This is a genomic window from Pseudomonas sp. PDM16 (genome assembly GCF_014851865.1).
Lineage (GTDB): Bacteria > Pseudomonadota > Gammaproteobacteria > Pseudomonadales > Pseudomonadaceae > Aquipseudomonas.
In genome coordinates this window covers 1-5666 of record NZ_JACVAM010000014.1, presented here as the reverse complement: position 1 = coordinate 5666, position 5666 = coordinate 1, and the positions used below count along the sequence as shown (strand labels likewise).

The following is a 5666-nucleotide window of genomic DNA, read 5'->3' as shown; positions in this document are numbered from 1 at the left end:
GGCGGCGAATTCGAGTAGAATGCGCCGGGCTGACAAGGTGCTGGATTGGTCTTGTTGGCGCTTCGATCGGCTCTGATCGAAGGCGGTTTAAAGAGGTGGTTGACAGTGGTTTTGATCGCTGTAGAATGCGCCTCCCGCTGACGAGAAGAGGTTCTGATCCGAAGCGCAAGCGGTTGAGAAGAAACGAAAAATTCTTCAAAAACAGCTTGACAGGTTGAAAGGCTGCTGTAGAATGCGCGGCCTCGGTTGAGACGAAAGACTTCGCCGAAACGCTCTTTAACAACTGAATCAAGCAATTCGTGTGGGTGCTTGTGGTGTAAGACTGATAGTCGACTGATTATCAGCAACGCAAGTAACACTCGTGAATTCGAGAGTTTTAGCTCTTTAAATAGAGCATGCGATTGCTGAGCCAAGTTTAGGGTTTTCTCAAAACCCAAGCAGTATTGAACTGAAGAGTTTGATCATGGCTCAGATTGAACGCTGGCGGCAGGCCTAACACATGCAAGTCGAGCGGATGAGTGGAGCTTGCTCCATGATTCAGCGGCGGACGGGTGAGTAATGCCTAGGAATCTGCCTGGTAGTGGGGGACAACGTTTCGAAAGGAACGCTAATACCGCATACGTCCTACGGGAGAAAGCAGGGGACCTTCGGGCCTTGCGCTATCAGATGAGCCTAGGTCGGATTAGCTAGTAGGTGGGGTAATGGCCCACCTAGGCGACGATCCGTAACTGGTCTGAGAGGATGATCAGTCACACTGGAACTGAGACACGGTCCAGACTCCTACGGGAGGCAGCAGTGGGGAATATTGGACAATGGGCGAAAGCCTGATCCAGCCATGCCGCGTGTGTGAAGAAGGTCTTCGGATTGTAAAGCACTTTAAGTTGGGAGGAAGGGCAGTAAGTTAATACCTTGCTGTTTTGACGTTACCAACAGAATAAGCACCGGCTAACTTCGTGCCAGCAGCCGCGGTAATACGAAGGGTGCAAGCGTTAATCGGAATTACTGGGCGTAAAGCGCGCGTAGGTGGTTCAGCAAGTTGGAGGTGAAATCCCCGGGCTCAACCTGGGAACTGCCTCCAAAACTACTGAGCTAGAGTACGGTAGAGGGTAGTGGAATTTCCTGTGTAGCGGTGAAATGCGTAGATATAGGAAGGAACACCAGTGGCGAAGGCGACTACCTGGACTGATACTGACACTGAGGTGCGAAAGCGTGGGGAGCAAACAGGATTAGATACCCTGGTAGTCCACGCCGTAAACGATGTCGACTAGCCGTTGGAATCCTTGAGATTTTAGTGGCGCAGCTAACGCATTAAGTCGACCGCCTGGGGAGTACGGCCGCAAGGTTAAAACTCAAATGAATTGACGGGGGCCCGCACAAGCGGTGGAGCATGTGGTTTAATTCGAAGCAACGCGAAGAACCTTACCTGGCCTTGACATGCTGAGAACTTTCCAGAGATGGATTGGTGCCTTCGGGAACTCAGACACAGGTGCTGCATGGCTGTCGTCAGCTCGTGTCGTGAGATGTTGGGTTAAGTCCCGTAACGAGCGCAACCCTTGTCCTTAGTTACCAGCACGTTATGGTGGGCACTCTAAGGAGACTGCCGGTGACAAACCGGAGGAAGGTGGGGATGACGTCAAGTCATCATGGCCCTTACGGCCAGGGCTACACACGTGCTACAATGGTCGGTACAAAGGGTTGCCAAGCCGCGAGGTGGAGCTAATCCCATAAAACCGATCGTAGTCCGGATCGCAGTCTGCAACTCGACTGCGTGAAGTCGGAATCGCTAGTAATCGTGAATCAGAATGTCACGGTGAATACGTTCCCGGGCCTTGTACACACCGCCCGTCACACCATGGGAGTGGGTTGCTCCAGAAGTAGCTAGTCTAACCGCAAGGGGGACGGTTACCACGGAGTGATTCATGACTGGGGTGAAGTCGTAACAAGGTAGCCGTAGGGGAACCTGCGGCTGGATCACCTCCTTAATCGAAGACATCAGCTTCTTCATAAGCTCCCACACGAATTGCTTGATTCACTTGCGAAAAGCGATTGGGTTTAGACCCGAGAGTTAGACGATTGGGTCTGTAGCTCAGTTGGTTAGAGCGCACCCCTGATAAGGGTGAGGTCGGCAGTTCGAATCTGCCCAGACCCACCAATTGTCAAGGGATGTGGCCAAGTCCGTAGATGGGGCCATAGCTCAGCTGGGAGAGCGCCTGCTTTGCACGCAGGAGGTCAGGAGTTCGATCCTCCTTGGCTCCACCATTAACTCAAAATCGCTGAAAGCTCAGAAATGAACATTGGTAGTTCAATGTTGATTTCTGGTCTTTGCGCCAGAACTGTTCTTTAAAAATTTGGGTATGTGATAGAAGTGACTTGTTGAATGTTTCACTGCATTCAGCAAATCAAGGCAAAATTTGCGAGTTCAAGCGCGAATTTTCGGCGAATGTCGTCTTCACGTTACGAATCTATAACCAGATTGCTTGGGGTTATATGGTCAAGTGAAGAAGCGCATACGGTGGATGCCTTGGCAGTCAGAGGCGATGAAAGACGTGGTAGCCTGCGATAAGCTTCGGGGAGTCGGCAAACAGACTTTGATCCGGAGATCTCTGAATGGGGGAACCCACCTAACATAAGTTAGGTATCTTGCACTGAATACATAGGTGCAAGAGGCGAACCAGGGGAACTGAAACATCTAAGTACCCTGAGGAAAAGAAATCAACCGAGATTCCCTTAGTAGTGGCGAGCGAACGGGGATTAGCCCTTAAGCTTCTTTGATTTTAGCGGAACGCTCTGGAAAGTGCGGCCATAGTGGGTGATAGCCCTGTACGCGAAAAGGTCTTAGAAGTGAAATCGAGTAGGACGGAGCACGTGAAACTTTGTCTGAATATGGGGGGACCATCCTCCAAGGCTAAATACTACTGACTGACCGATAGTGAACTAGTACCGTGAGGGAAAGGCGAAAAGAACCCCGGAGAGGGGAGTGAAATAGAACCTGAAACCGTATGCGTACAAGCAGTGGGAGCCTACTTTGTTAGGTGACTGCGTACCTTTTGTATAATGGGTCAGCGACTTATATTCAGTGGCGAGCTTAACCGAATAGGGGAGGCGTAGCGAAAGCGAGTCTTAATAGGGCGCTTTAGTCGCTGGGTATAGACCCGAAACCGGGCGATCTATCCATGGGCAGGTTGAAGGTTAGGTAACACTGACTGGAGGACCGAACCGACTACCGTTGAAAAGTTAGCGGATGACCTGTGGATCGGAGTGAAAGGCTAATCAAGCTCGGAGATAGCTGGTTCTCCTCGAAAGCTATTTAGGTAGCGCCTCACGTATCACTCCAGGGGGTAGAGCACTGTTTCGGCTAGGGGGTCATCCCGACTTACCAAACCGATGCAAACTCCGAATACCTGGAAGTGCCGAGCGTGGGAGACACACGGCGGGTGCTAACGTCCGTCGTGAAAAGGGAAACAACCCAGACCGTCAGCTAAGGTCCCAAAGTTATGGTTAAGTGGGAAACGATGTGGGAAGGCTTAGACAGCTAGGAGGTTGGCTTAGAAGCAGCCACCCTTTAAAGAAAGCGTAATAGCTCACTAGTCGAGTCGGCCTGCGCGGAAGATGTAACGGGGCTCAAACCATACACCGAAGCTACGGGTGTCACGTAAGTGACGCGGTAGAGGAGCGTTCTGTAAGCCTGTGAAGGTGAACTGAGAAGTTTGCTGGAGGTATCAGAAGTGCGAATGCTGACATGAGTAACGACAATGCGAGTGAAAAACTCGCACGCCGAAAGACCAAGGTTTCCTGCGCAACGTTAATCGACGCAGGGTTAGTCGGCCCCTAAGGCGAGGCAGAAATGCGTAGTCGATGGGAAGCAGGTTAATATTCCTGCACTTCTAGTTACTGCGATGGGGGGACGGAGAAGGCTAGGCCAGCACGGCGTTGGTTGTCCGTGTTTAAGGTGGTAGGCAGAGATCTTAGGTAAATCCGGGATCTTAATGCCGAGAGCTGATGACGAGTGTCCTTTAGGACGCGAAGTGGTTGATGCCATGCTTCCAGGAAAAGCCTCTAAGCTTCAGGTAACTAGGAACCGTACCCCAAACCGACACAGGTGGTTGGGTAGAGAATACCAAGGCGCTTGAGAGAACTCGGGTGAAGGAACTAGGCAAAATGGCACCGTAACTTCGGGAGAAGGTGCGCCGGTGAGGGTGAAGGACTTGCTCCGTAAGCTCATGCCGGTCGAAGATACCAGGCCGCTGCGACTGTTTATTAAAAACACAGCACTCTGCAAACACGAAAGTGGACGTATAGGGTGTGACGCCTGCCCGGTGCCGGAAGGTTAATTGATGGGGTTAGCGCAAGCGAAGCTCTTGATCGAAGCCCCGGTAAACGGCGGCCGTAACTATAACGGTCCTAAGGTAGCGAAATTCCTTGTCGGGTAAGTTCCGACCTGCACGAATGGCGTAACGATGGCGGCGCTGTCTCCACCCGAGACTCAGTGAAATTGAAATCGCTGTGAAGATGCAGTGTATCCGCGGCTAGACGGAAAGACCCCGTGAACCTTTACTGTAGCTTTGCACTGGACTTTGAGCCTGCTTGTGTAGGATAGGTGGGAGGCTTTGAAGCGTGGACGCCAGTCTGCGTGGAGCCATCCTTGAAATACCACCCTGGCATGCTTGAGGTTCTAACTCTGGTCCGTTATCCGGATCGAGGACAGTGTATGGTGGGCAGTTTGACTGGGGCGGTCTCCTCCCAAAGAGTAACGGAGGAGTACGAAGGTGCGCTCAGACCGGTCGGAAATCGGTCGTAGAGTATAAAGGCAAAAGCGCGCTTGACTGCGAGACAGACACGTCGAGCAGGTACGAAAGTAGGTCTTAGTGATCCGGTGGTTCTGTATGGAAGGGCCATCGCTCAACGGATAAAAGGTACTCCGGGGATAACAGGCTGATACCGCCCAAGAGTTCATATCGACGGCGGTGTTTGGCACCTCGATGTCGGCTCATCACATCCTGGGGCTGAAGCCGGTCCCAAGGGTATGGCTGTTCGCCATTTAAAGTGGTACGCGAGCTGGGTTTAGAACGTCGTGAGACAGTTCGGTCCCTATCTGCCGTGGACGTTTGAGATTTGAGAGGGGCTGACCTTAGTACGAGAGGACCGGGTTGGACGAACCTCTGGTGTTCCGGTTGTCACGCCAGTGGCATTGCCGGGTAGCTATGTTCGGAAAAGATAACCGCTGAAAGCATCTAAGCGGGAAACTTGCCTCAAGATGAGATCTCACTGGAGCCTTGAGCTCCCTAAAGGGCCGTCGAAGACTACGACGTTGATAGGTTGGGTGTGTAAGCGCTGTGAGGCGTTGAGCTAACCAATACTAATTGCCCGTGAGGCTTGACCATATAACACCCAAACAATCTGTAGATTGTCGGTGATGGTGAAGTCGACAAACGAACCGAAAGTTCGCTAAGAACCGCAACGCCACATCACATACCCATTAGGGGAAGCGACTAAACACCGACTCCCCAACCGAATTGCTTGACGACCATAGAGCGTTGGAACCACCTGATCCCTTCCCGAACTCAGTAGTGAAACGACGCATCGCCGATGGTAGTGTGGGGTTTCCCCATGTGAGAGTAGGTCATCGTCAAGCTCCTATCCCCAAACCCCCATCCGAGCAATCGGGT

At 52.0% G+C, this 5666-nt stretch carries 1 protein-coding gene, 2 tRNA genes and 3 rRNA genes; 5 read left to right on the top strand and 1 reads right to left on the bottom strand.

Annotation, left to right across the window (positions count from 1 at the left end; all coding sequences use genetic code 11):
* Positions 1-413: hypothetical protein (locus tag IB234_RS24075; RefSeq protein WP_225580784.1), on the bottom strand; the 413-nt coding region annotated here is incomplete at its 3' end.
* Between the two features lie 32 nt (positions 414-445).
* Between IB234_RS24075 and IB234_RS23695 the strand changes: the two genes are divergently transcribed.
* The 5 genes from IB234_RS23695 to rrf all read left to right on the top strand — a co-directional run bounded on the left by IB234_RS23695 (position 446) and on the right by rrf (position 5632).
* Positions 446-1982 (top strand): 16S ribosomal RNA (locus IB234_RS23695).
* Positions 1983-2075: 93 nt separating this feature from the next.
* A tRNA-Ile gene (locus tag IB234_RS23690) sits at positions 2076-2152 on the top strand.
* A gap of 31 nt (positions 2153-2183) precedes the next feature.
* A tRNA-Ala gene (locus tag IB234_RS23685) sits at positions 2184-2259 on the top strand.
* 230 nt (positions 2260-2489) lie between these two features.
* Positions 2490-5381, top strand: a 23S ribosomal RNA gene (locus tag IB234_RS23680).
* A gap of 135 nt (positions 5382-5516) precedes the next feature.
* Positions 5517-5632: ribosomal RNA gene (rrf, locus tag IB234_RS23675) — 5S ribosomal RNA — on the top strand.
* Together the 16S, 23S and 5S rRNA genes with 2 tRNA genes alongside form the textbook arrangement of a ribosomal RNA operon.
* Positions 5633-5666 lie beyond the last annotated feature (34 nt).